Here is a 1312-nt window from a genome sequence, read left to right on the forward strand (position 1 = left end):
GTCGTTTGGTTTATGCCGCTTCCGCGAGGGTAGCGGACAGGGCGGCCTCGTAAGCGTTCGGGGTGATGTTGCCGATCGCGGAGTGGCGTCGTCGGGTGTTGTAGCGGTTCGCCCATCGGAATACGGCCCGGTAGGCGGTTGTTTGGTCGGGGAACGTAGGCCGGCCTTCGAGAAGCTCACGTTTGAGGGTCGCGTTGAAGCTTTCCGCAAGCGAGTTATCAGCGCTTGACCCGATTCCGCCCATGGACTGGACGACCTTCACGTCGTTGCAGAGCTTCACGTAGGCCTTAGAGGTGTAAACAGATCCGTGGTCCGAGTGGAACACAGCGCCGGCCAGAGACCCGCGGTCGCGGACGGCGATGCGGAGTGCGTCTTCGACGAGTCCTACGCGCATGTGGTCGGCGACCTGCCAGCCAGTTAGCTTGCGGGAGCAGAGGTCGATCACGGTGGCGAGGTAGAGGTTACTGCCGTCGTTGATGGGCAGGTAGGTGATGTCGCCGACGTACCTGCGGTTGGGCTCGTCAGCGGTGAAGTCCCGCTGGATCAGGTCGGGGAACCGTCGCCCCGACTGGTCCGGGATCGTCGTCTTGACCCTCCGACGCAGCCGGATCCCCGATAGCTGGTGCGCGCGCATCACTCGCGCAACACGCTTGTGGTTGATGCGCTGCACTGCGGGCACGCCGTCGTTGAGGTCTCCGGTGATCCGCGGTGCCCCGTACGCGCGGTCACCGCCCTGGTCAGGGTCCTGCAGTACCCGGATCCGCTCTGCCAGCACAGCGTCGTCGGCTGCCCTTATAGTTCGTCCCGGCGCGGCGGTAAGCCAGGCGTAGAACGATGACCGGGCGATCTCAATGACCTCACACAACCGCTTCACGCCGTAGGCGTCCTTGTGGTCCTCAACAAACTGGAAGCGGTTCACCAGTTCGTCTCCCCGGCGAAATACTTCGCCGCCTGACGGAGGATGTCTCGCTCCGTCTCGAGCTTGACCTGTTCGGCCCTCGACGCGGCCAGCTCGGTCTCGAGGCGCACGATCCTCGCCGCCTGTGACTCCGGCCGACCCACCGCCGGCGCCGTCGACGCACCAGCGGTGGCCGTCCGGGAGCCGAGCTTGTCGACCCATTCCTTCAATGCGCCGCGGGAGATCCCGAGATCGACGGCGATGCCTTTGAGCGTCGCGCCGGGCGTCGATTCGTATAAGTCCACCGCCCGCCGACGGAACTCGTCCGTGTAATTTTTCCTTGCCATGTCTTGGATTCTCGCTTCCCCAGCATCGTGCTGGAATCAGCGTGTCCAAGATCCGGGGTCAAGCCCC

The 1312-nt window shown here is 64.3% G+C and carries 1 protein-coding gene; it reads right to left on the reverse strand.

Annotation, left to right across the window (positions count from 1 at the left end; translation table 11 throughout):
• Nucleotides 1-10: 10 nt before the first annotated feature.
• Nucleotides 11-1245 (reverse strand): IS3 family transposase gene (locus tag IWX63_RS16610; RefSeq protein ID WP_199279253.1). Its coding sequence is split into 2 segments (ribosomal slippage): nucleotides 11-936 and nucleotides 936-1245, totalling 1236 coding nucleotides; the frame shifts between segments, so codons are not numbered across the junction.
• Nucleotides 1246-1312: the final 67 nt, after the last annotated feature.

This window comes from Arthrobacter sp. CAN_A2, assembly GCF_015752045.1.
Taxonomy (GTDB): Bacteria; Actinomycetota; Actinomycetes; order Actinomycetales; family Micrococcaceae; genus Arthrobacter_D.